General features: G+C 70.6%; 21 protein-coding genes and 4 pseudogenes. 12 read left to right on the top strand and 13 right to left on the bottom strand.

Translation table 11 applies throughout. From position 1 onward, the window contains the following. Positions 1–54: 54 nt before the first annotated feature. Positions 55–912: a glycerophosphodiester phosphodiesterase gene (locus tag BJ965_RS27690; protein WP_184912075.1), complete on the top strand. Its 858-nt coding sequence runs from the start codon at positions 55–57 to the stop codon at positions 910–912. On the opposite strand, the gene BJ965_RS27685 is transcribed toward BJ965_RS27690, so the two are convergent. Beyond that, positions 891–1532, bottom strand: coding sequence for a TetR/AcrR family transcriptional regulator (locus BJ965_RS27685; protein ID WP_184912073.1), 642 nt, complete (start codon positions 1530–1532; stop codon positions 891–893). The genes BJ965_RS27690 and BJ965_RS27685 overlap by 22 nt on opposite strands. Positions 1533–1651: 119 nt before the next feature. On the opposite strand from BJ965_RS27685, the gene BJ965_RS27680 reads away from it, so the two are divergent. Beyond that, positions 1652–1861, top strand: coding sequence for a DUF6243 family protein (locus BJ965_RS27680; protein ID WP_184912071.1), 210 nt, complete (start codon positions 1652–1654; stop codon positions 1859–1861). A gap of 151 nt (positions 1862–2012) precedes the next feature. Further along, entirely contained in the window at positions 2013–2261 is a 249-nt protein-coding gene (locus tag BJ965_RS27675; RefSeq protein WP_184912069.1) for a hypothetical protein, read from the top strand. Here BJ965_RS27675 and BJ965_RS27670 read toward each other — a convergent pair. From BJ965_RS27670 to BJ965_RS27655, 4 genes are all read right to left on the bottom strand, one after another. Continuing rightward, entirely contained in the window at positions 2228–2608 is a 381-nt protein-coding gene (locus tag BJ965_RS27670) for a hypothetical protein (RefSeq protein WP_184912067.1), read from the bottom strand. The two genes, BJ965_RS27675 and BJ965_RS27670, sit on opposite strands and share 34 nt — an antisense overlap. A 48-nt stretch (positions 2609–2656) precedes the next feature. After that, positions 2657–3640, bottom strand: coding sequence for a small ribosomal subunit Rsm22 family protein (locus BJ965_RS27665; RefSeq protein ID WP_184912065.1), 984 nt, complete (start codon positions 3638–3640; stop codon positions 2657–2659). Between the two features lie 507 nt (positions 3641–4147). Further along, complete coding sequence (locus BJ965_RS27660; protein WP_184912063.1) at positions 4148–5326, bottom strand: serine hydrolase domain-containing protein; 1179 nt, start codon at positions 5324–5326, stop codon at positions 4148–4150. Beyond that, on the bottom strand, positions 5269–6597 hold the full coding sequence (locus tag BJ965_RS27655; RefSeq protein WP_184912060.1) for a multidrug effflux MFS transporter: 1329 nt from the start codon (positions 6595–6597) through the stop codon (positions 5269–5271). Before BJ965_RS27655 ends, BJ965_RS27660 begins: the two co-directional genes overlap by 58 nt. A gap of 146 nt (positions 6598–6743) precedes the next feature. On the opposite strand from BJ965_RS27655, the gene BJ965_RS27650 reads away from it, so the two are divergent. After that, positions 6744–7766 (top strand): Gfo/Idh/MocA family protein, encoded by a 1023-nt coding sequence (locus tag BJ965_RS27650; protein ID WP_184917632.1) that lies wholly within the window; start codon positions 6744–6746, stop codon positions 7764–7766. Positions 7767–7858: 92 nt separating this feature from the next. Further along, the gene (locus BJ965_RS27645) at positions 7859–8617 is read left to right on the top strand and encodes an SDR family oxidoreductase (RefSeq protein WP_184912058.1); all 759 of its coding nucleotides are present in this window, start codon (positions 7859–7861) and stop codon (positions 8615–8617) included. A 263-nt stretch (positions 8618–8880) separates the two neighbouring features. Here the strand turns inward: BJ965_RS27645 and BJ965_RS27640 are convergent, their stop codons facing one another. Together BJ965_RS27640 and BJ965_RS27635 are read right to left on the bottom strand one after the other, a co-directional pair. Further along, positions 8881–9864, bottom strand: coding sequence for an aldo/keto reductase (locus BJ965_RS27640; protein WP_184912056.1), 984 nt, complete (start codon positions 9862–9864; stop codon positions 8881–8883). Positions 9865–9922: 58 nt separating this feature from the next. Further along, complete coding sequence (locus BJ965_RS27635; protein ID WP_184912054.1) at positions 9923–10249, bottom strand: nuclear transport factor 2 family protein; 327 nt, start codon at positions 10247–10249, stop codon at positions 9923–9925. A gap of 157 nt (positions 10250–10406) precedes the next feature. On the opposite strand from BJ965_RS27635, the gene BJ965_RS27630 reads away from it, so the two are divergent. Continuing rightward, on the top strand, positions 10407–10964 hold the full coding sequence (locus tag BJ965_RS27630; protein ID WP_184912052.1) for a DoxX family protein: 558 nt from the start codon (positions 10407–10409) through the stop codon (positions 10962–10964). 85 nt (positions 10965–11049) lie between these two features. Then, positions 11050–11418 (top strand): MazG-like family protein, encoded by a 369-nt coding sequence (locus tag BJ965_RS27625; protein ID WP_184912049.1) that lies wholly within the window; start codon positions 11050–11052, stop codon positions 11416–11418. Positions 11419–11634: 216 nt separating this feature from the next. Here BJ965_RS27625 and BJ965_RS27620 read toward each other — a convergent pair. Then, positions 11635–12663 (bottom strand): annotated as a pseudogene (locus BJ965_RS27620) (DEAD/DEAH box helicase); the annotation flags it as partial. Between BJ965_RS27620 and BJ965_RS27615 the strand changes: the two are divergent. The 3 genes from BJ965_RS27615 to BJ965_RS39975 all read left to right on the top strand — a co-directional run bounded on the left by BJ965_RS27615 (position 12656) and on the right by BJ965_RS39975 (position 14673). Then, positions 12656–13072 (top strand): DUF6177 family protein, encoded by a 417-nt coding sequence (locus tag BJ965_RS27615; RefSeq protein WP_313667136.1) that lies wholly within the window; start codon positions 12656–12658, stop codon positions 13070–13072. The pseudogene BJ965_RS27620 and the gene BJ965_RS27615 overlap by 8 nt on opposite strands. A gap of 762 nt (positions 13073–13834) precedes the next feature. Beyond that, complete coding sequence (locus BJ965_RS27610) at positions 13835–14551, top strand: antitoxin VbhA family protein (protein WP_184912043.1); 717 nt, start codon at positions 13835–13837, stop codon at positions 14549–14551. Beyond that, a complete protein-coding gene (locus BJ965_RS39975; RefSeq protein WP_281402942.1) occupies positions 14548–14673 on the top strand; it encodes a hypothetical protein in 126 nt (41 codons plus the stop codon). The genes BJ965_RS27610 and BJ965_RS39975 overlap by 4 nt, the downstream gene beginning before the upstream one ends. Positions 14674–14744: 71 nt before the next feature. Here BJ965_RS39975 and BJ965_RS40510 read toward each other — a convergent pair. From BJ965_RS40510 to BJ965_RS27585, 5 genes and pseudogenes are all read right to left on the bottom strand, one after another. Continuing rightward, positions 14745–14844 (bottom strand): annotated as a pseudogene (locus tag BJ965_RS40510) (IS5/IS1182 family transposase); the annotation flags it as partial. Between the two features lie 736 nt (positions 14845–15580). Continuing rightward, positions 15581–15799, bottom strand: a pseudogene (locus BJ965_RS27600) (YceI family protein); the annotation flags it as partial. A gap of 114 nt (positions 15800–15913) precedes the next feature. Continuing rightward, positions 15914–17629, bottom strand: a complete 1716-nt coding sequence (locus tag BJ965_RS27595) for an LPXTG cell wall anchor domain-containing protein (protein WP_221513232.1) — start codon at positions 17627–17629, stop codon at positions 15914–15916. A 255-nt stretch (positions 17630–17884) separates the two neighbouring features. Further along, positions 17885–18247: a hypothetical protein gene (locus BJ965_RS27590; RefSeq protein WP_184912041.1), complete on the bottom strand. Its 363-nt coding sequence runs from the start codon at positions 18245–18247 to the stop codon at positions 17885–17887. Between the two features lie 26 nt (positions 18248–18273). Then, positions 18274–18492, bottom strand: a complete 219-nt coding sequence (locus tag BJ965_RS27585; protein ID WP_184912039.1) for a hypothetical protein — start codon at positions 18490–18492, stop codon at positions 18274–18276. Positions 18493–19224: 732 nt separating this feature from the next. Between BJ965_RS27585 and BJ965_RS39560 the strand changes: the two are divergent. Continuing rightward, positions 19225–19379 (top strand): annotated as a pseudogene (locus tag BJ965_RS39560) (IS6 family transposase); the annotation flags it as partial. 296 nt (positions 19380–19675) lie between these two features. Next, the gene (locus tag BJ965_RS27580) at positions 19676–19816 is read left to right on the top strand and encodes a hypothetical protein (RefSeq protein WP_184912037.1); all 141 of its coding nucleotides are present in this window, start codon (positions 19676–19678) and stop codon (positions 19814–19816) included. Positions 19817–19898 lie beyond the last annotated feature (82 nt).

Here is a 19898-nt window from a genome sequence, read left to right as displayed (position 1 = left end):
TGATCGGGTGTCATTGCCCGCTTTGCCATGACATGGCGTCCTACCGTGGTCGCCATGGTCACAAGGATCGCGCTGACGGGTCTGGCCTCCGTGGCTTCCGTGGTCTCGCTGGCCCTCACGGGACCTGGCGGCCGCGCCCCGGCCCCGCTGGAGTGGGGGGCGGGTCCGCTGACCGTGGCGGCCCTGCCGAGGATCACGTACGTGGCACACCGCGGCGGCGCCCGCGAGGTTCCCGAGAACAGCATGGCGGGGCTGACGGTCGCCTACGAGCGCGGGACGGCGCAGGTGCTGGACTTCGACACACGGCTGCTGCGCGACGGCACACCGGTGGTGTTCCACGACGAGACCCTGAACCGCACCACCTACCTGGGAGGCGCGGTGGGCGGTCTGGACGCCCGGGAGTGGCAGGGCGTACGACTGCGCCCGAAGGACAGGCTCCCGGGGAGCTGGCGCTCGGAGCGGCCGCCGACGGTCGCCGAGGTGCTGGATCGTTTCGGCGGGCGGATCGTGCTGATACTGGAGGCGAAGGACCCGCGGAGCCTGGACCGGCTGGCCGAGCTGATCCGGGCCCGCGGCCTGACCCGCTCGGTGTTCGTGAACTCCAACGACCCGGAGGTGGCCCGGCGCGTCCACCGCCTCGGGCTGCTCTCGCAGTTGTGGCGCTCTGCGCAGCAGCTGCGCACGGACCGCCCCGAGCGCTGGCGGTCGTTCGTGGACCTGCTGGACGTGGACCACCGGGCGCGCGACGCGGACCTGGTGCGGGCGGTGAACTCGGGGATCGCACGGGTGTGGGCGCACACCGTGCTGACGGACGCGCAGCGGGACCGGGTGCTGGCGCTGGGCTGCGGCGGCGTGATCACGGACGCGCCGGGGCGCCTGGCCCGGGCCGCTCAGCGCGGGGCGAGGCCGTGAATCGCGTAGTCGACGAGGGTGTCGGTGTACGCGTGGGAGATCGGGCCGGTGTGCTGGAGCCAGCGCTGGGCGAGCGGGGAGATGAAGAGCTCCAAGGCGATGCGCGGGTCGATCTCGGGCCGCACCTGGCCCGCGTCCTGGGCGGCGCGCAGCCGGGTGATGTACAGGTCGAGTGAGGGCTGCATCAGCTTGGCGACGAGCTCGCGTCCGAGCTGCTCGTTGACGACGCCCTCGGCGGCCAGCGCGCGGGAGGGCACGTCGAACCTGGGGTCGTTCATCTGGTCGACGGTGGCGCGCAGGACGCCCTTGACGTCGGCGGCGAGGTCGCCGGTGTCCGGGAAGGTGTACGGCGCCGGCCCGGCCTCCGCCATGGGCTGCTCGGTCAGGTCGAGGAACGCCTCCATCAGGACGTCCGCCTTGGACGACCACCAGCGGTAGATCGTCTGCTTGCCGACACCGGCACGGGCGGCGATGCCCTCGATGGTGGTCTTCGGGTAGCCCACCTCGACGACGAGCGCGAGGGCGGCGTCGTAGATGGCGCGGCGGGACTTCTCGCTGCGCCGGGTGGAGTCGGGGGCGGGCTTGCCGGGGGCGGGCTGGGTGGACTTCTGGACGGCCATGGTCCGAATTTATCAGGTTGACAAGACGGAGCGTCTCGCGGACAGTGGAGCGGTACGCACGAGACGAACCGTCTCGTCGCTTTGACTCGATGACACGTGATCACGGAGGGGAGCCCGGGATGACCCGAGGCGGAGCCGGAAACATGCTGGGTGTCGGCGGATCGCGCAAGAACCTCGGCCGCAGGGAGCTGCGCGGCGGTGGCCGGGGCGGCCGGATCGGCGGCGGCCTCGATCCGCAGGCCCAGAAACGCGAACTGCTGCGCAAGCTCCAGGAGAGCCGGCGGCAGCAGGAGGCACGGGAGGAGGGCACGGCCGACGGGACGTCGTGAGCATCCCCCGCGCGAGGGAGAGCGGACCACGGCGCGCGGGAGAGCGGGCCCCGCGCGCGGAACCTCCCGGGCGGTCCGGCGGATGTACCGGGACGGTCGCGGCCCGCGACCTGCGGACACCCGCCCCACGGGCGCCGGGAGGACTCGGCCCATGAGCGCGTGGGCCGGACGACGGCCGCCCGCCGCGGCGGCCAGGGCCCTCCCGGCGACGGTCCGGCAGGACCCCGCCGTCGCCGGGCACTTCTGCGGCGGGGGCCCGGACTCACGGGCGGTGGGGGTGCCGGGCGTCGATCACGGGGTCGGTCTCGCGGACCTGTCCCCCGCCGACCGGTCGGCGGCGGAGGACGTGCCGGCCCGCTGGGCGGGTCAGGAGTACTTCACGCACACGTTGGGCACGTAGCCCACCGTGCCGCGGTAGTTGACCTTGCGCCAGTAGTGGTAACTGGGTATCCCGCAGGTGTTCTTGTACGAACCGCCGTCGACACCCTTGATGTCGCAGCCCTTGGTGCCCTTGTACCAGAGGCGCAGGCTGGTGGACTTGGTGCTGGCCGACTTGCGGACGTGAACGGTCGACAGGGCCGTGAGGCTCTTGCACTTCGCCGTCGCCGCGACGGTGGACATGGTGTCGTTCTCGACGGCCGCCGTGCCGGAGGCGCTCGGCACGAACCCGGCCAGGGCCAGGGCCGCCACCGCCAGCGGGGCGATCAGCAACTTCTTCAAAGGTTCCTCCCGTTTGTGGTACGTCATGCTCACGCCCGTAGGCGCGAGTTGATCTTATGCGTACCTGACAGGAGCTCAGGAGGGGGGCCAGGCGTCTCCCCAGTCGGCGTCCCGGGCGGCCTTGTACAGGTCGCCGTGGCGCTTGGTGACGGTGGAGCGGCGCAGGGACGGTTCGCTCTCGCACAGGTCGAGGAGGACCTGGCCCTTGCGGATCTGGGGCCGCCGGACGACCCGGGAGGGGGCCGGCTCGACGGGGAAGCGGGCGGCGGCGACGTAGGCGAACTTCTCGTCCTCGTAGGCGAGGGAGCCGCCCTTGACCTGGCGGTGCAGGGAGGAGCGGCTGACCCGGGCCGAGAAGTGGCACCAGTCCGTGCCGGGGACGATGGGGCAGGCGGCGCTGTGCGGGCAGGGCGCGGCGATACGGAAGCCGGCCCCGATCAGCCGGTCGCGGGCCTCGACGACACGGGCGTAGCCGTCGGGGGTGCCGGGCTCGACGATCACGACGGTCTGTGCGGCGGCCGCGGCGGCGTCGACGAGGGCGGTGCGGTCGGGGGCGGTCAGCTCGTTGAGGACGTAGGAGACGGTGACGAGGTCCGTGCTGTCGAGGGTGAGCCCCGCCCCGATCCGGGAGCGCTGCCAGCGGACGTCGCTCAGGTCCGGGTTGGCCGCGGCGATCTCGCGCCCCAGGGCGAGCGCGGGCTCGGCCCAGTCGAGGACGGTGACGGGCCGCTGCCCGCCCCAGACAGCGCTCACGGCCCAGGCCGCGGCGCCCGTGCCCCCGCCGAGGTCGGTGTGCCCACCGGGCACCCAGTCGGGTGCGGCGTCCGCGAACGCCTCCAGCGCGGAGCGCACGGCCTCGAAGGTCGCGGGCATCCGGTAGGCGGCGTACGCGGCGACGTCGGCCCGGTCCCGGAGGATGGGGGCATCGGTCGGGGTGGCCCCCCGGTAGCTGGCGATCAGCCGCTCGACCGCCTGCGAGGCCTGCCGGGGCGGCAGCCCGTCGAGCAGACCGGCGAGGGCGGCGCGGAGGTTTTCGGCCGGGGGTGCGGGGGCGTTCACCCGGCGATTCTACGAGGCATGCCGAGACGGCGGAGGCGGCGCCCGCCGACGCCCACGACAGCAGAGCTCGCCCCGGCAGAGGCCGTGCGCCAAACCCACGACAGCGGCTCACCCACCCCACCCGGGGAGCGTCCGCCGCAGCAGGCCCCCGAACGGCGCCCACGACAACAGAGCCCACCCCCGGCCCAAGCCATGCGCCAAAACCCACGTCAGCGGCTCACCCACCCCGCCCGGGGAGCGTCCGCGGCAGCCGGGCTCACCCCGGCCGGAGTCCGGCACGAGCCATACCCGCCCCGGACGGAGCCCCGGCACAAGCCACACCGCCCCGCAGAGCGCCGCCCGGGCAGCCCGGACTCGCCCCTCGCCGGCGCCCCCGGCCGGCTCAGGCTCACCCCAGCCGGAAGCCCCTCCCCTCCCCGCCACGCCACGCCACGCCCCGGCATGACCTCGCCGCACCGCCCGCACCCGCCTCGCGTTCAGCCCCGGCCGGATTCCACGGCAGGGCAGTCACCTCACCGCCCGCGCCACCCGCGACGCCGCTGCCGCGCGCGGCGCGCTGTCGGGGCGGCGGCGGCGCGGATGGACGGCGTTGGTGAGCAGGACGAGGAACGTGTCCGTGGCCGGGTCGAGGACGAGGGACGTGCCCGTGAATCCGGTGTGGCCCGCCGCGCCGCGGCCCGCCAGGTCGCCCATGAACCACGGCTGGTCGAGGGAGAAGCCCAGGCCCGGCGGGGTGAAGAGGAGCTCGACGAAGTCGGGGCCGAGGATGCGGGCGGGACCGTGGGAGCCGCCGGCGAGGAGGGTGCGGCAGAACACCGCGAGGTCCCGGCCGGTGGAGAACAGCCCCGCGTGGCCGGCCACTCCCCCGAGCGCCCAGGCGTTCTCGTCGTGGACCTCGCCCCGCAGCATCCCCCGGTCCGCCTTCGCCCACGGCCGGCGCTGGTCCTCCGTCGCCGCGGCGCCCGGGCACGGTCCGAAGTCCGTCGCCGTCATGCCCAGCGGCCGGGTGATGCCGTCGTGGACGAGGACGTCGAGCGTGCGCCCGGTGACCCGCTCCAGGACGTACTGGAGGAGCAGCATGTTCAGGTCGGAGTAGCAGTACGTGCCCGGCACCCCGACCGGCTGCTCCGCCCGCAGCGCAGCCAGCCGCGCCCCGTCGTCGGCGCAGTCGTACAGCGGGAGTTCGGGCCGCAGCCCGGAGGTGTGCGTGAGCAGCTGCCGTACGGTGATGCCGTGCCGGGCGGCAGCCGTGAAGTCGGGCAGGTACGCCCCGACCTTCGCGTCGATGCCGAGCGTGCCGCGCTCGATCTGCTGCACGGCGGCCACGGACGTGAACAGTTTCGTGAGGGATGCCAGGTCGAAGGGCGTGCCGACGGTCATCGGGACCCGGTCCTCGGGGGGCAGCTCCACCCCGGCGTCGGCGTCGGGGTCGTAGGCCGCGTAGCGCACGGCCCAGCCCGCCGCCTCCTCGACGGCGATCACCGGGCCGCGTCCGACGACCAGGACGGCGCCGGGCGCCCAGGGGCGCTGCCCGGTGGTGAGGACGTGGACCTCCCGGACGAGATGACGCAGCTCCGTGGGGTCGAGTCCGGCCCGCTCCGGCGTGCCGTCGCGCAGTCTGGGTGGGCTCAGCTGACTGCTCCCTCCACGCTCGCGCGGCCGCTCTCCTTCTTCCAGGGTCGGCACATTCCCATGAAGCAGGCCAGTGCCACCAGTGCGGCGACCAGTTGGACGACGGCCATCGGGAGGGCGGTGTCCTCGCCGGCGACGCCGACGAGCGGGGAGGCGATCGCGCCGATGAGGAACGAGGTGGTGCCGAGCAGGGCCGATGCGGAGCCCGCGGCGTGCTTGGTGCGCATCAGGGCGAGGGCCTGGGTGTTGGGCAGGGTGATGCCCATCGCGGACATCAGCACGAACAGCGCGGCGGCGACGGGCACCAGACCGACCTCGCCGAAGACGCCGAGGGACATCAGCAGCAGCGCGGTCGCGGCGGTGATGACGATCGCCAGGCCGATGCCCAGGACCCGGTCGAGACTGACCCGGCCGACGAGGATCTTGCCGTTGATCTGGCCGACGACGACCAGCCCGACCGAGTTGACGCCGAACAGCAGGCTGAACGTCTGCGGGGAGGCGCCGTAGATCTCCTGGATGACGAAGGGAGAGGCCGAGATGTAGGCGAAGAGGGCGGCGAAGGCGAAGCCGCCGGTGAGGGTGTAGCCGGTGAAGGACCGGTCGGCGAGCAGGCCGCGCATCGAGCGCAGGGCCTCGCCGACGCCGCCGCTGTGCCGCTCGGCGGGCGCCAGGGTCTCCGGCAGCCGCGTCCAGACCAGGACCCCGATCAGCACGCCGACGACGGTCAGCACGGCGAACACGCCCCGCCAGTCCGTGACGCGCAGGATCTGCCCGCCGATCAGCGGCGCCACGATCGGGGCGACCCCGGAGATCAGCATCAGGGTGGAGAAGAAGCGGGCCATGGCCATGCCGTCGTAGAGGTCGCGGACGACGGCCCGGGCGATGACGATGGCGGCGGCGCCCGCGAGCCCCTGGGCCAGCCGAAACGCCACCAGCAGCTCGACGGTGGGCGCGAGCGCGCACAGCACGGTGGCGACGACGAAGACGGCGAGCCCGGCGAGCAGCGGGCGGCGGCGCCCCCACCGGTCGCTCATCGGCCCGACCACGAGCTGCCCGAGCGCCATGCCGGCCAGGCAGGCGGTGAGCGTGAGCTGGACCGTCGCCGCCGGCGCGTGCAGGGAGCGGGTGACCTCCGGCAGGGACGGGAGGTACATGTCCATCGCCAGCGGAGGCACGGCGGTCAGGCTTCCGAGGAGGAAGGTGACCAGGAGCCCGGTGCGGCGCTGCGGTGTGCGGTCGGGCCGCTCCGTCCCGGCTGCGGCCTCCTGCGCGGTGTTCGATGCCTCCTGCGTGCTCTTCGATATGGACGCCCCACCCTCGGGCATGAGTCCCTCCCTCTGACAGTCGATCGCCACCTATGCTCTCAGCTCGTACGGAATGCTCGTACGACTGCATGTACGACCGCATGTACGACGGGCCGTGCGACGGCTCGTACGAACTGCTCGGGGTCACGAGGTGGAGGCGGGGCGCGATGACGGCGGACACGGTGCGGTGGGGGATCCTGGCGACCGGCGGGATAGCGGGCGCGTTCACCGCGGACCTGATCGACCTGCCGGACGCGGAGGTCGTGGCGGTGGCGTCGCGGTCGGAGGCGTCGGCGAGGACGTTCGCCGAGCGGTTCGGGATCCCCCGGGCCTACGGCGACTGGAACGCGCTCGCGCGGGACGAGGACATCGATGTCGTCTACGTCGCCACCCCGCACACGGCGCACCGGGCCGCGGCCGGGCTGTGTCTCGCGGCCGGCCGGCACGTGCTGTGCGAGAAGCCCTTCACGCTGAACGTGCGCGAGGCGGAGGAACTCGTCGCGCTGGCGCGGGAGCACGGGCGCTTCCTGATGGAGGCGATGTGGATGTACTGCAACCCGCTGGTCCGGCGGCTCAAGGCGCTGGTCGACGACGGGGTGATCGGCGAGGTGCGCAGCGTCCAGGCCGACTTCGGGCTGGCCGGCCCGTTCCCGCCCTCGCACCGGCTGCGCAACCCGGAGCTGGGCGGCGGCGCGCTGCTCGATCTGGGCGTGTATCCGGTGTCGTTCGCGCAGTTGCTGCTCGGGGAGCCGTCGGACATCGCGGCGCGGGCGGTGCTCTCCGAGGAGGGCGTCGACCTCCAGACGGCGGCGGTGCTCTCCTTCGACAGCGGTGCGCTCGGTTCGGTGCACTGCTCCATCGTGGGCGGCACGGCGACCTCCGCCTCGGTGACCGGCTCCCTGGGCCGGATCGACATTCCGCACGGGTTCTTCTTCCCGGACCGTTTCGTCCTGCACCGGGACGGCCGCGACGCCGAGGAGTTCACGGCGGACCCGGCGGACGGGCCCCGCAACAGCATGCGTCACGAGGCGCTGGAGGTGATGCGGGCCGTGCGCGCGGGTGAGACCGAGTCGCCGCTGGTGCCGCTCGACGGCACGCTCGCGGTGATGCGGACGCTCGACGCGATCCGGAACCAGGTCGGCGTCCGCTACCCCGACGAGACGGGCGAGCCGGAACTCACGCCCGCCTGACGCCCTCCGGAACGGGCGAGCCGGAACTCACGCCCGCCTGACGCCCTCGCCCCGCCGGTGGCCACCGGGGCGCTCCCGTACGCTGCGGGCCCATGAATGCCAAGGACAACGCGATCGCGGTGGTGACGGGGGCGGGCTCCGGCATCGGCCGGGCGGTCGCCGTGGAACTGCTGCGTACGGGCTGGTCGGTCGCGCTGGCGGGGCGGCGCGCGGAGACCCTGGAGGAGACGGCGGCGCTGGCACCCGGGGCCGCGTCTCTGGCGGTACGCACGGACGTCTCACACCCCGAGGACGTGAACGCCCTCTTCGCCGCGACCGTCGAGCGCTTCGGCCGGATCGACCTGCTGTTCAACAACGCGGGCACGTTCGGCCCCGGCGGTGTCCCCGTCGAGGAACTGCCCTACGAGGCCTGGCGGCACGTGGTGGACACCAACCTCAATGGTGCGTTCCTGTGCGCGCAGGCGGCGTACCGGCAGATGAAGGAGCAGGATCCGCAGGGCGGCCGGATCATCAACAACGGTTCGATCTCCGCGCACACGCCCCGCCCGCTGTCGGTGGCCTACACGGCGACCAAGCACGCGCTGACGGGCCTCACCAAGTCTCTGTCGCTCGACGGCCGTCCGTACCGGATCGCCGTCGGGCAGATCGACATCGGCAACGCGGCCACCGACATGACGTCCCGTATGCAGACGGGAGCCCTCCAGGCAAACGGGGAGGTCGCCCCGGAACCGGTCATGGACGTCGCGGACGTGGCCCGCACGGTGCGGCACATGGCGGAGTTGCCGCTGGAGGCGAACGTACAGTTCGCGACCGTACTGGCCACGGCCATGCCGTACGTCGGACGCGGCTGAGCGCACGGCGGAGTTCGTCAACTCGTCAACCTGCACAATCGGAATACGAACGTCCGCACTATTGCGGCCGATAAGGAGCCTATGCTCAAATCTCCTACACCAAAGCTTCACACTTGGAGCGCAGAACTCCCGTCAGCCACATTCCAGGGGGGTGGCGGCAGTCGTTCCACGGCACCGGGTGGGGGTGGATTCCGCGAGGGACCGCGGAGTACGCACCGGTGCGCGTGGAACGACTGCCGCCCACATCAGGGACCGGACGGGAATCACCGTCCGAGCAGCCGGTCGACCTCGGTCAGCTGCGCGCCGGTCAGGGCTCCCTTCTCCAGCGCCCCGGCGTTCTCCTCCGCCTGGGCGACCGACCGGAAGCCGGGGATCGGAACCGTGCGCGGGCTGCGTGCCCACAGCCAGGCCAGGGCGCCCTGGGCGAGCGTGCGGCCCTCGCTGGTGAGGACCTGCCTGAGGGCGTCGACGCGGGCGAGCCACTCCGGGTCGGCCCCGGAGTCACCGAATCCCCGCAGCCAGGCCGGGGGCCTGCTGCGGATGTCCCCCGCCTCCAACGCCTGCCCGGCCCGGCGTTTGCCGGTGAGCAGCCCCATGGCCAGCGGGCTGCGGTTGATGCTCGCGAGACCTGCCTCCTCGCACAGCCTCAGCATCTCGGGAGCGTCCTGGAGGACGTTGAGAGCGTGCTGGACGGCGGCGCAGTGCGGGCCTTCGGCGAACACGGCGGCGCGGGCGGGGTCGTCGGTGCTCCACGCGTACGCCCGTATCAGCCCCTCACGGACCAGTTCCTCGCACGCGTCCCGGAGCACGGCGGCCCGCTCGGGAACGGCGTCGGACAGATGGAACTGGTAAAGGTCGACGTAGTCGGTGCCGAGCCGGCGCAGCGATGCGGTCAGGGCACGGCGCAGATGGGCCGGGGAGTCGTCGCTCCCGGTGAGGGTGCGGGCATCCTCGTCGAAGACGTTGCCCCACTTGGTGGCGACGACGGCATCGGCCCTGCGCTTGCCGAGGGCGCGGCCCAGCACCCGTTCGCCGTGCCCGGCGCCGTAGGTGTCGGCGGTGTCGAAGAAGGTGACGCCCAGGTCGAGGGCGCGCCGCACCGCCCGTACCGACTCCTCGTCGTCGACCTTGCCCCAGCCGAGCGGCTGCCCGTCCGCGGCCTGCCATTCACCGCCGATCGCCCAGCAGCCGAAGCCGAGTGCGCTCACCTCGATGCCGCTGCGTCCCAGCGGCCGTGTGGTCTCCATGCCGGGAGAGGCTAGAAGCTGGAGCGCACACGAGGACAAGCCCTCGCGGGGCCGGTATTCAGGCCTGCCCGGTCTCGAAACGCGTGATCCGGCCGTCGTCGTCCACCTGGAAACTCCACCGGGTGCGCATCTCGCCCCAGGTGTCGTTGCTGTAGCGGGCGAGGAGGGAACGGCCGCCGTTGGACTCGTTGTCGACCTCCATGTGGCCGTGGGAGGCGAAGATCTCCCGGTCCACCCAGTCGTCGAGATCGCGGTCGGAACCGTCGTCCGTCATGGTCGCGTCCGGCGCGAGGAGCTTCATGAAGCTCTCGCGGTCGTGGTTGTTCACGGCGGTCACGAAGGCCCGGACGGCCGGATCGCTCAGGCGCGTGGTCTGGATCGTCATGCCAGTCACCCTCGTACCGGCCGGCGGACCTCGCCACCGGTGCCACCCGAACGGCGTCCCGGACGGGTCCGCGAGGTGTCGCCCGGGGTCGCGGGTGCGACGGTGGAACGCAACGGGAGACGCCCTCCTGTTCCTGCTGTCCGCTCCGGGAGACGACGTGACGCGTAACGACCGACGTGATCTGGGCCTGCTGCTGCTCCGGCTGGGGGCGGGCGGCGCGCTGGCTGCCCATGGCGCGCAGAAGCTGTTCGGCTGGTTCGGCGGACACGGCATCGAGGGGACCGGCCAGTTCATGGAGTCCGTCGGCTACGTCCCCGGCAAGGCGAGCGCGACGGCGGCGGGCCTCGCGGAGACCGGCGGCGGCACGCTGCTGGCCCTGGGCCTGGCCACCCCGGCCGCGGGTGCGGCGGCGGCCGGAGCGATGGCCGGAGCGGCGGCGGTGCACGCCCCGAACGGCTTCTTCAACCAGGGCGGCGGCTACGAGTACGCGGCGACGCTGGGCCTGACGGCAGCGGGCCTGGCCATCACCGGCCCCGGCCGCCTCTCCCTGGACCACCTGCTCGGCCACGCGGTGAACCGCGGCTGGATGATCCCGGCGGCCTTCGCGGCGACGGCGGCGGGCACGGCGGTGGTGGTGGGGGGCCGGGCGAGGCGGCTGCGGAAGGCGAAGGAGGGGGAGCAGGAGGCGTTGTTCGAGGAGGAGTTCATGGAGTAGGGGGCGGGGGTCGGGGGTCGGGGGTCGGGGCGAGTTTTGGGCCTGGACCTGGGGCGTTGTCAGACCCTCGTGCCAGGCTGCGCCCATGAGCGACCACACCTCCGCCCCTGAACTCTGGTCCACCATCGACACCCTGACGCAGTGGGTCGACACCACCCGCCCCGTCGAGGGCCGCGAGGGCCTCCTCCTGCGCATTTTGAAACTGACCGAGGAGGTCGGCGAGGTCTCGGAGGCGGTGATCGGAGCGACGGGGCAAAACCCGCGCAAGGGGGTCACGCATACGTGGGATGACGTGGAGGCGGAGTTGTGCGATGTCGTCATCACGGCGTTGGTGGCGTTGCGGACGTTGACGCCGGAGGCTCGGGAGGTGTTCGGGGGGCATTTGGGGCGGGTGTTGGAGAGGTCGGTGGGTCGTCACAGTGAACGCCCCTCCTGGCGGGAAACTCGGGAGTGACAGACGAGTCGGGCCGTGCGCCGGGGAATGCCACCGCAGTGCAATGACCTATGCAAACGAGTAGCGAGCGTACTTGCGTAGCTACTTTGTTGGCGACGCAAAGGGACACCTCGCCCTCGAACGGTCCGTGACGGGGGCGTCGTCACTCGGGGGGTCAGTTGGGGCGGGCGTAACACCAGGCGCCCCGTCCGAAGCGGCCTTGGCTGTTTCTCCGACTCAGCCGTCGCGCTGAAAGCGCGCTGACTCGCCGAGCACCGAGCGGGCGCTCTCGAAGTCGGCCAAGCGGGCCGCCACGGTGGCCACGGCGAGGCGTTCCGGGAGGGCGGCGGAGAACTTCAGGCCGCGTACGGCCCGGCGGTCCACATCAGGCAGGACGAGGTTCTCGCCGACGTTCTCACGGGCCGCACGCCAGTCGGCCGGGGTGAGGTTCTCGCGCAGGCGCAGCCAGCTGTCGGTGGGCCGTTGCAGGGGGTCGGTGACCGACTGGAGGGTGGCCGCCAGGGTGGCGTTGGCGCGGTACCCGGCCCAGGTCCACCACCGGACATCGGAACCGACGCGCGTGATCAACGTACCGCCCGGGTGAACGGTGCCAGGTGCGTCGGTTTCGCGCTGTTCGGCCAGGCACGCCTCCGCACGCCGAGTGAGGGAGACGGGCGGGTTCGCACCTAGCAGTACCTCGCGCATGGCACGCGTCAGGGCGTACGACAGTCCCGCGACGCCGCCATTCATCCACTTGGCGATTCCGCCGCCGTCGGCCGGCTCGACGAAGACGCGTTTGCGCAGCCAGTCGATGTACGTGACCTGCCAACTGCGTCCACCGAGGAGCAATCGCCGAGGGCCGGGGCGTTCCTCGGTGAGCACGCTCGGGTCGGTGCGGCCGATCTCCGTGCGTCCGGACAGGACGGTGAACTGCGGAGGTGCGGTGAATGAGGCGGTGAGTTCGATGAAGTGCCTTTTGCCGAAGCGGCGTTCCGCCTCGGGGCCGGCGAACAGCATTCCACCGTCGCTGTCGAGGTAGCCCTCCTCGGTGAGGAAGCGCAGGATGGGGGCGGCCGACTTGTCGAAGGGGGCGAGACCGTTCCACTGCCGGTCCCACAACCGGTCGCCGAGCTTGTGTTGTTGCAGAGTGACGGCCAGCAGTTGCTGTGCCACCAGGTGACGCGGCTCCGGCGGCGGGACGACCGGTTCCACCCACCCCCGCGACCACAGCAACAACAGGCCCGCCGCCTGCAGCAGTGTGTCCTTGACACCGGCGGGAGTGGAGGAGGACATCACCCTCGCGTTCGGCTACGGCAGGGACGAGGCACCACCCCTGGACGTGATCGAGGAACTCGCGACCGCACTCGACACCGACCGCCGTCTCGTCACGCTGCTCACGACCATCCGTGCGGCCCGCCGCGACCTCACGGTCCCACCGTCCTTGGAGGCCCCGCCGTTTCCCGTCGCGTTCACGCTCGGCAGTGACGAGGCCGAGGCCATCGGTCGGGCCCATGCCGGGCATCCACCCATCAGCCTCATGCCCACGCGCCTCGGCCTCGGAAGCAAGCCTGCTCTTCACTACTCAATGGTCGACGGAACCGACCCCGACGCCTGGAGCACGTTCCAGCGCCTCATCCGCCACCTGTTCATCCCACGGCAGACTCAAGGAAAATGATCGTCAGGCCTTCCTTCAACAGAGAGACCCCGCTCCCAGAAAGGTGAACCCTTGCGTTGTGGGGCGGGTCGAAGGAGTCGACTCGATGCCCATAACGTTCGATCCAGTCCAGCGTGACATGGAAGCTCTCACCTGAATTGCCATCTGCAGACTCGACAGTGAAGCGCTGGCCAGAGCGCACAAGTCCGCCCACGCAGCGGACGATGCAAGTGGCCGACAGAGGTTCCGTCTCTTCCACGGCGTAGATCTGGAGCTTCCCTGGATTGTGGTCATGCATGCTCGTAAGCCTCACAACGTCTCAGGTGGAGACGGGATGTGCCCCGACACGCAAAGGGCCCCGGTCAGGCCAAAAGCCCAGGCCAGAGCCCAGCCAGCAGACGAGTCGGGCTGTACGCCTACGCCGGAGCGAGCTCCAACTGTTGGCGGTACACGGCCTGGCCTCAGTGTCCGTGATCACTTCTGCGCTGCTGGCGGAGCGAGCCGTCAGTCAGTCGGCGTTGGGACGCCGCCTCGCCTCGATCAATCCGAACCAGGCCATTGGGCGGATGCGCGAGACTGGGGCGAAGACCCTGAACCCGTACCCGGGCGCGGACAGCCCATGGCACTGCGGCCGTACGACCTGCGGGACAAAGGCGCGACCTGTGCCCTCCGGTGCCGCAAGGAGCAGCGCCGCCGCTCCAGGTAGTTGCACCTATTGCACTTGGTTCACTTGTTTCAAGTGGTTGAGGGTGATAGCAGCCACTCAAAGCCGAGGACGCACCTATGCCCGTGACCCACCAGGAACAGAAACCGGCCAAACAGAAGAAGCACCCCACCGACGACAGTACGACGACCTCCAGCCACGAGATCGAGACCTCCCGCACTCGGAAGAAGGCGCTGCGCAAGCGCCCTACTGAGAACCCGCCCGCACTGCGCAGGACCCAGGCGCAGCGGACGCGGAAGGAGCAGCGCAAACGCAGCGTCGAGGAGGCCGTGCCATGCCTGCGTGACGCCCTCACCAGCAGTGCCGAGACGTTCCACATCACCGTCGCCGAAGCGGGCAAGGTCACCATGGAGGTGCCACGTGAGGCCCTGGCGGTCCTCATGGAGACCATGGCGCTCATTACCTCCGGCCGCGCGGTCGAGGTAATCGCCAAGGGTACGGAGCTGTCCACTATCCAGGCAGCGAAGACCCTCGGCGTCTCCCGGCCGCACCTGGTCACGCTGCTCGACAAGGGCGTGATCGACTTCCGCATGGTCGGCACCCACCGCCGCGTGGACGTCGCATCCCTAGAGGGCTATCGACGACGCGAACAGAACGAGCAAGCCCAACGTCGCCGAGCGGCAGTCGCCTCCGCCATCGGCTCCACCGAGGCCGAGGGGCTGCGCGTCAGCGCAGACACCACCGCCGACCTCGACGCCTACGCACGCGGGGAGCTCGACGCCGCAGCCTTGCGCGCCCGCACCCTCGCCCGCTACACCCGTAAGGCCGCTGAGTGACCGACCCCTACAGCGAGCCCAACGGCGTCCTCCGAAACAGTCTCGGCATCACCGACGCAACCGAGCTCTCCGAGGCCGAAGCGGACATCGCCGCCCTGGAACTCGCCATACGTCCCGCCTGACTGGCGTCCGCCGGCGGGGCCGTCACCGAGATCGGTCTGCCGGTCACGACCTCTCAGCTCAGTGAGGTCTTTCAGCGTTGCCGCTCCAAGGGTGAGAACTGCGGCGGCGATTGACGTCATTCGATTCAGGCTGCACCGGGCTTTGCGGTAGATCCGCCAGGAGTCAGGCCGATTAGACCGTCCAGCTCGGCCTCCTAAGCCGGTTGCCCTGCACAGGCGGCGTCGTACCGCTCCGCTGTTTCCTCCAGCCAGGTCAGCTCGAGCCATTAGCCCCGAGTGAGGTCAGCAGTGCGCCACCAGGTCTCGCTGGCCTCTTCCCCTTCCCGCTGGGTCTCAGTCTCGATGCGCAGAAGCCGATTCTCTACAACGTGGGCTTCGTCGAGCGAGGGATCGGGATCATCAGATCGAGCAGCGCGGTCTTGGTGGTCGCACGCCCGATGGCGCCCCGATGGCGCCAGTCGCCAGGTGCACAAGGAAGGCACGACCGATTCGGCTCGTCAGCACGCCCGAGATCCAAGGGCCCAGCCCGTCACGGGGGCGGAGCGCAAGGAAGGCCGACGACACGAGCGAGCCAACATGGTCAGGGCGCACGATCAGCAGCGGCAGTTCGGGGCGGCGTGGCCGGACCGGTTCACGTCAGGCTGCCTTCGCCTGGACGGCGGGTTCTGGGCTGGGCCGCGCCCTGGCGGCAACTTCCGAGTGGCGGCCCGGCCGCCGGTACCGCGGGAGGCGATGCCGCGCGGTTTGACGTCGACCGGCCCGCAGCAGCCGCCGGACTCCTCCCGATATCACGCTGTACGGCAGCCAGGACGGTGTCGACATCCTGCTCAGCCACCAGGAGGCACAGGCCACAGACGGCTCGGCCCCTGCTTCCCGAGTGAGGCAGGGGGCCGAGCCGTCTGTGCCGTCAGGCGAGGGGCGGAAGCCTTTCGCCCTGGACGGCCTGGAGGTCGATCCCGACGCGGAGCGTGGTGCCGATGGCGGCCATGCCGACCTGGACGACCTGGTTGTAGTTCATCGCGAAGTCCTCGCGCGGCAGTTCCACGGTGCCCCGGAACGCGGCCCGTGGGCCGCCCCACGGGTCGGGACCGGTGCCGAGGTGGGCCAGGTCCAGGTCAACGACCCGGGCCTTGTCTGTTTCCTGGCCGCCGACGCCGACACCTGCGCGGAGGCCGACGGCCCGGCGCGTACGCCACGGGTGGGTGGCGTTGCTGCCGGGCCGTCAGTCACTCACGCGGTCTCACTTCCCGTGCAAACCCCTGCGGCGACGTCCGCGAAGCACCAGCACGCCGCCGGCGACGATGACCAGCAGGCCACCTATGGCGCTGTACGTGACAGCGCTGCTCGCCCCGGTGGAAGCCAGGGGGCCGGACGTGCTGCCGTTCGGGGTCGGCCCGCCGACGGGTGCGCCGTTCTCCGCCTGCGCACGGCTGCCGATCTTGCCGGCGGCGGAGACAAGCGGCGCGGCGGCGGTCGGCGTGGAGGCGGGCGACGGCTTGTCAGCGACGGCGGTCCCCGACGCGGGCTTCAGCTGAAGAGTCGTGATCGAGTACGGCGGCAGCGTCTGTGCGACCGCCGTGCCCCGCTTCGCCGTCGTCAGGGAGGTGTCTCCCTTGCCATACGAAACGGTCGTGACCGCCCCTGCGGCCGGGGTGAATCCGGCGTACGAGAGCGACACCTGCGCCGCGTTCTTCGGGCTCTTGTTGATCAGCATGACGTTCAGACCGCCGTTGCTGCTCCGCACCGCGTGCACAGCAACCGACGAGTTGCCCGAGGACGACTTGACCATGGTGTCGCCAGGCTTCGCCAGTGCGGTCAGCGAGCGGATGCCCCAGTAGGTGGGGAAGGGCGTCTCGCGCGGCGGTTCGCACCTCCCCCCGGCGCAGGTTCCGGCGGAGAGAATGCCCCCGTCCTGATAGTCGGTCTCGCCGTGGACGGTGGTGGGTGCTTCGCCCGAGCCGTTGTGCAGGTTCCACCAGTCCACGTGGGTGGCGCCCTGCTCGAACCAGGTCATGTAGGTGTCCGGCGCGAACAGGGCCGCGGCCTGGCTGGTCAAGACGGGCGAGAACTCGGCGTCGGTCTCGGTGACCGCGATCTCCACCGAAGCGGCGCGCGAGCCCGCGTACTTGGCGATCAGCGAGCGCAGCTCGGCCGTGACACCGGCGATCTTGGAGGGGGTGTTCAGCAGGTCGGCCGTGGATTTGCCGCCCGGATACCAGTGGACGATGACGAAGTCGATCGAGCTTCCCGCGATGGAGAGCACCGTGTTGTTCCAGTCGGCGCTGTCACCGGGAGCCTTTTCCTTGTCCGGCCAGCCGCCGGGGGTGGTGAGCACCGCTCCGATCTTCACCGTCGGGTCCACGGCCTTCATCGCCTTCGCGTAGGCGACCAGGTTCTTTCCGTACTCCTTCGGGCTCTTGTCGGCGTGCGTGTCGGTTTCCCAGCCCTTGCCGTTGCTGTAGTGCCCGTTGCCGTAGACCTCGTTGCCGATCTCCCAGTACTTCACGCCGTAACCTTTGTCGATGTTGGCGTACTTGACCCAGTCGGCGGCCTCCTGGGGGGTGCCGGAACCGTAGTTCGCGGTCAGGATCGGCTGGGCGCCGACCTTCTTCGCGGTGGCCATGAAGCTGTCGAAGTCGGTGTTGGGTACGATCCAGCCGCCGTTGCCCATGGTGTGGGTCTTCCAGTGGAAGTCGTCCGCGCCGGAGCCGCCGGGATAGCGCAGCTGCCGAACTCCCGCGGCCTTCATCAGCGATGTCACCTTGGCGTCCCCCATGTGCTCGTCGCCGACGCCCGTGTTGAGGCCGACACCACTGCTGGGCACCGTGCCCAAGGAGGTACCGGCATCCACACTGATGCCGACGGTCGCCGCGGCGCCCGCACTGGGCGCCAGGGCGCCGACACCGGCCGAGGCGGCGAGCACCGCCACCGCCCCCGCGACAAAGCGGAGGCGCATCCGGCTACGGCGGGGCGTGCGACCCCGAGGCATCGGCTGCTCGGCGGATCTCGGGTCTTCTGATGACACGTGGGGCTCCGATCGGGTGGTGACACAGAGGGCGTAACGCCGCTGCCCACGGCTCGCCCTCGTCGGTACACCCCTCAGTGACCGCTCGGAGCGGAAAGGTTGCCGACTCAATCATCTTTTCGCCGAGACGCGGTCGCACCGTCTCACCGGACGAAGCAGGTCAGGAGCCGCAGAAGCTGACCAAGGTCATTCGCCGCCGGTTTCCGCCTTGTGCAGCATCTGGGCCACCAACAGGGCCCCTCCAGCCGCCGCCCCCACCGCCAGGAAGCCGCGCGAGGAGCGCCAGGACAGCACCGACCACCGGGACTGGGCGGAGAGCAGTGAGCCTGTGCTCAGCCACGAACCCGCTGAGATCAGCGACAGGGACGACCCGATCGAGCCCACCGACAGGGCGCTTCCGATCGAGCCGATCGACAAGGCCGAACCGACCGAGCCCACGGACAGTACCGATCCCACCGAGCCGATCGACAAAACGGAGTCCTGCGACCACAACGCCAACAGCGAACCGGAGGAAGCACAGCCGATCGGCCGCTCGAGCGTTTTTGTCATGCGGCCATCCTGCCCGACAGTCGTCCTCAGGTGCTGACCGTCAGGTACAGCCACCCACCCCAAGTACTCACATGCGTCGTGTCCTTGGCGCTTCGCACATACTCCGCCCGCACCCGGAACTTCTGGTCGGCCGCGTTGGTCGGGCTCAGCGAGGTCACCGCCGCGCTGTTCGTGTCCAGTGAGAAGCAGGGGGACGTGGTGAGGATGTGCCACGCGCCGCTGTAGTACTCCTGGGCCTGGAACACCGAGCACTAACCGGACTTGTTCGGGGTCACCGTGGCGGACACCGCAGGCTTGGCCGTGTGGTGGTGGACCCGACATGTCGTGCCGCTGTACGTCGTCGTGCCGTAGTAGCCGCCGAGCCTCGTCGGCGCGGCTGCGACGGTTCACCGGCATGGCCGAGGACCGATTACTGGGAAGTAAACCGTCAACTCCGTGAACACAATGTGGAGTTGCTTAGGTTTCAAACACTCCGCTCTTCTCGCGCCAGCCGCACAGGCAACAAGATGGCTGTGATCTCGGGGACTTGACCACTCCATTCGGGAAAGCACCACCTTGCCCCAGCAACACCCCGGCCGACGCCCCACCGTCGGCCGTAGAACAGGGCGTCTGCTCGCCCCGGTACTCACCGGGGGAATCATCCTCACCTGCGGTCCACTCACCCAGGCCGCTCAGGCCGCTCCGGCCGCTCCGGCCGACGGCACCCGGCAGACGTACTCCGCCGGCACGTATCTCGTGCAGATCGTCGGCGATCCCGTCGCCACCTACTCGAAGACCACGCCCGCGCCCGGCCAGCGGCTGCGACTTGAAGACACCGGCCACCGAAGCCGGTGTGACCCGCACCGCGTTCTACCCGAAGAAGAACCGTGACCAGGACCCGCCCCGGCACCTACCAGCACCTCTCCGAAGGGCATTGTCACGTTGGCTGAGCGGGGTGGGATGATCTTGTGGTTGATCGCGTCTGGATGGGATCGCCCGTGTCGTCCGCGTCGCCGTCGTACAAGGGGCACCGGTACCCGGTCGAGATCATCTCGCACTGCGTGTGGCTGTACTTCCGGTTCCGCTCAGCTTCCGCGAGGTCGAGGAGCTCATGCTGGAGCGCGGCGTCGTCGTGTCCTACGTCGACACCCGGACCGGCCACACTCCAGCACGCTGTCAGGCACTCACGCACCCAACAACGTGACGGCGCGCGACCAAGGCGTGTACGTGGCCGGCGTGTCCACCATGTACCGCACTGCGCGAGCATGACGAGGTCCGTGAGCGTCGCCGCCACGCCGTCCACCCAGCGCACGCCAAACCGGAACTGCCGGCCACCCGCCCGAACGAGATCCGGTCCCGGGACGTAACGCGGCTGCGCGGACCGGGTAAACGGGTCTTGTACCACCTGTACTCGATCTCGACATCTACAGACGCTGCACCGTCGTCCGGATGGTCGCCGTCCGCGCCGACGTCCTGACCGCCGTCTACCAGCGCAACCCCGAACGGTTCGTCAACAAGCCACCCACCCCGCCGATCATCCCCACCAACGTGTGGATCAACCAGCCGGACGACCACGCCGCCGCCCAGTGACCACCTCGGACGCCGGCGACCCCGGCTCACTCGACAAACCCTGAAACCGACCGACTCACCAGGCTTGACACGTTCCGCGTCT

The sequence above is a fragment of the Streptomyces luteogriseus genome (assembly GCF_014205055.1).
GTDB lineage: Bacteria > Actinomycetota > Actinomycetes > Streptomycetales > Streptomycetaceae > Streptomyces > Streptomyces luteogriseus.
Note: the sequence above shows the minus strand (reverse complement) of the source record. Positions and strands in the feature narration are given on the sequence as shown.

Coding starts and splice junctions, on each gene's coding strand:
- BJ965_RS27690 (WP_184912075.1), top strand. CDS start 55: ATGGTCACAAGGATCGCGCTGACGGGTCTGGCCTCCGTGGCTTCCGTG.
- BJ965_RS27685 (WP_184912073.1), bottom strand. CDS start 1,532: ATGGCCGTCCAGAAGTCCACCCAGCCCGCCCCCGGCAAGCCCGCCCCC.
- BJ965_RS27680 (WP_184912071.1), top strand. CDS start 1,652: ATGACCCGAGGCGGAGCCGGAAACATGCTGGGTGTCGGCGGATCGCGC.
- BJ965_RS27675 (WP_184912069.1), top strand. CDS start 2,013: ATGAGCGCGTGGGCCGGACGACGGCCGCCCGCCGCGGCGGCCAGGGCC.
- BJ965_RS27670 (WP_184912067.1), bottom strand. CDS start 2,608: ATGACGTACCACAAACGGGAGGAACCTTTGAAGAAGTTGCTGATCGCC.
- BJ965_RS27655 (WP_184912060.1), bottom strand. CDS start 6,597: ATGCCCGAGGGTGGGGCGTCCATATCGAAGAGCACGCAGGAGGCATCG.
- BJ965_RS27650 (WP_184917632.1), top strand. CDS start 6,744: ATGACGGCGGACACGGTGCGGTGGGGGATCCTGGCGACCGGCGGGATA.
- BJ965_RS27645 (WP_184912058.1), top strand. CDS start 7,859: ATGAATGCCAAGGACAACGCGATCGCGGTGGTGACGGGGGCGGGCTCC.
- BJ965_RS27640 (WP_184912056.1), bottom strand. CDS start 9,864: ATGGAGACCACACGGCCGCTGGGACGCAGCGGCATCGAGGTGAGCGCA.
- BJ965_RS27635 (WP_184912054.1), bottom strand. CDS start 10,249: ATGACGATCCAGACCACGCGCCTGAGCGATCCGGCCGTCCGGGCCTTC.
- BJ965_RS27625 (WP_184912049.1), top strand. CDS start 11,050: ATGAGCGACCACACCTCCGCCCCTGAACTCTGGTCCACCATCGACACC.
- BJ965_RS27610 (WP_184912043.1), top strand. CDS start 13,835: ATGCCCGTGACCCACCAGGAACAGAAACCGGCCAAACAGAAGAAGCAC.
- BJ965_RS27595 (WP_221513232.1), bottom strand. CDS start 17,629: ATGCGCCTCCGCTTTGTCGCGGGGGCGGTGGCGGTGCTCGCCGCCTCG.
- BJ965_RS27590 (WP_184912041.1), bottom strand. CDS start 18,247: ATGACAAAAACGCTCGAGCGGCCGATCGGCTGTGCTTCCTCCGGTTCG.
- BJ965_RS27580 (WP_184912037.1), top strand. CDS start 19,676: ATGGTCGCCGTCCGCGCCGACGTCCTGACCGCCGTCTACCAGCGCAAC.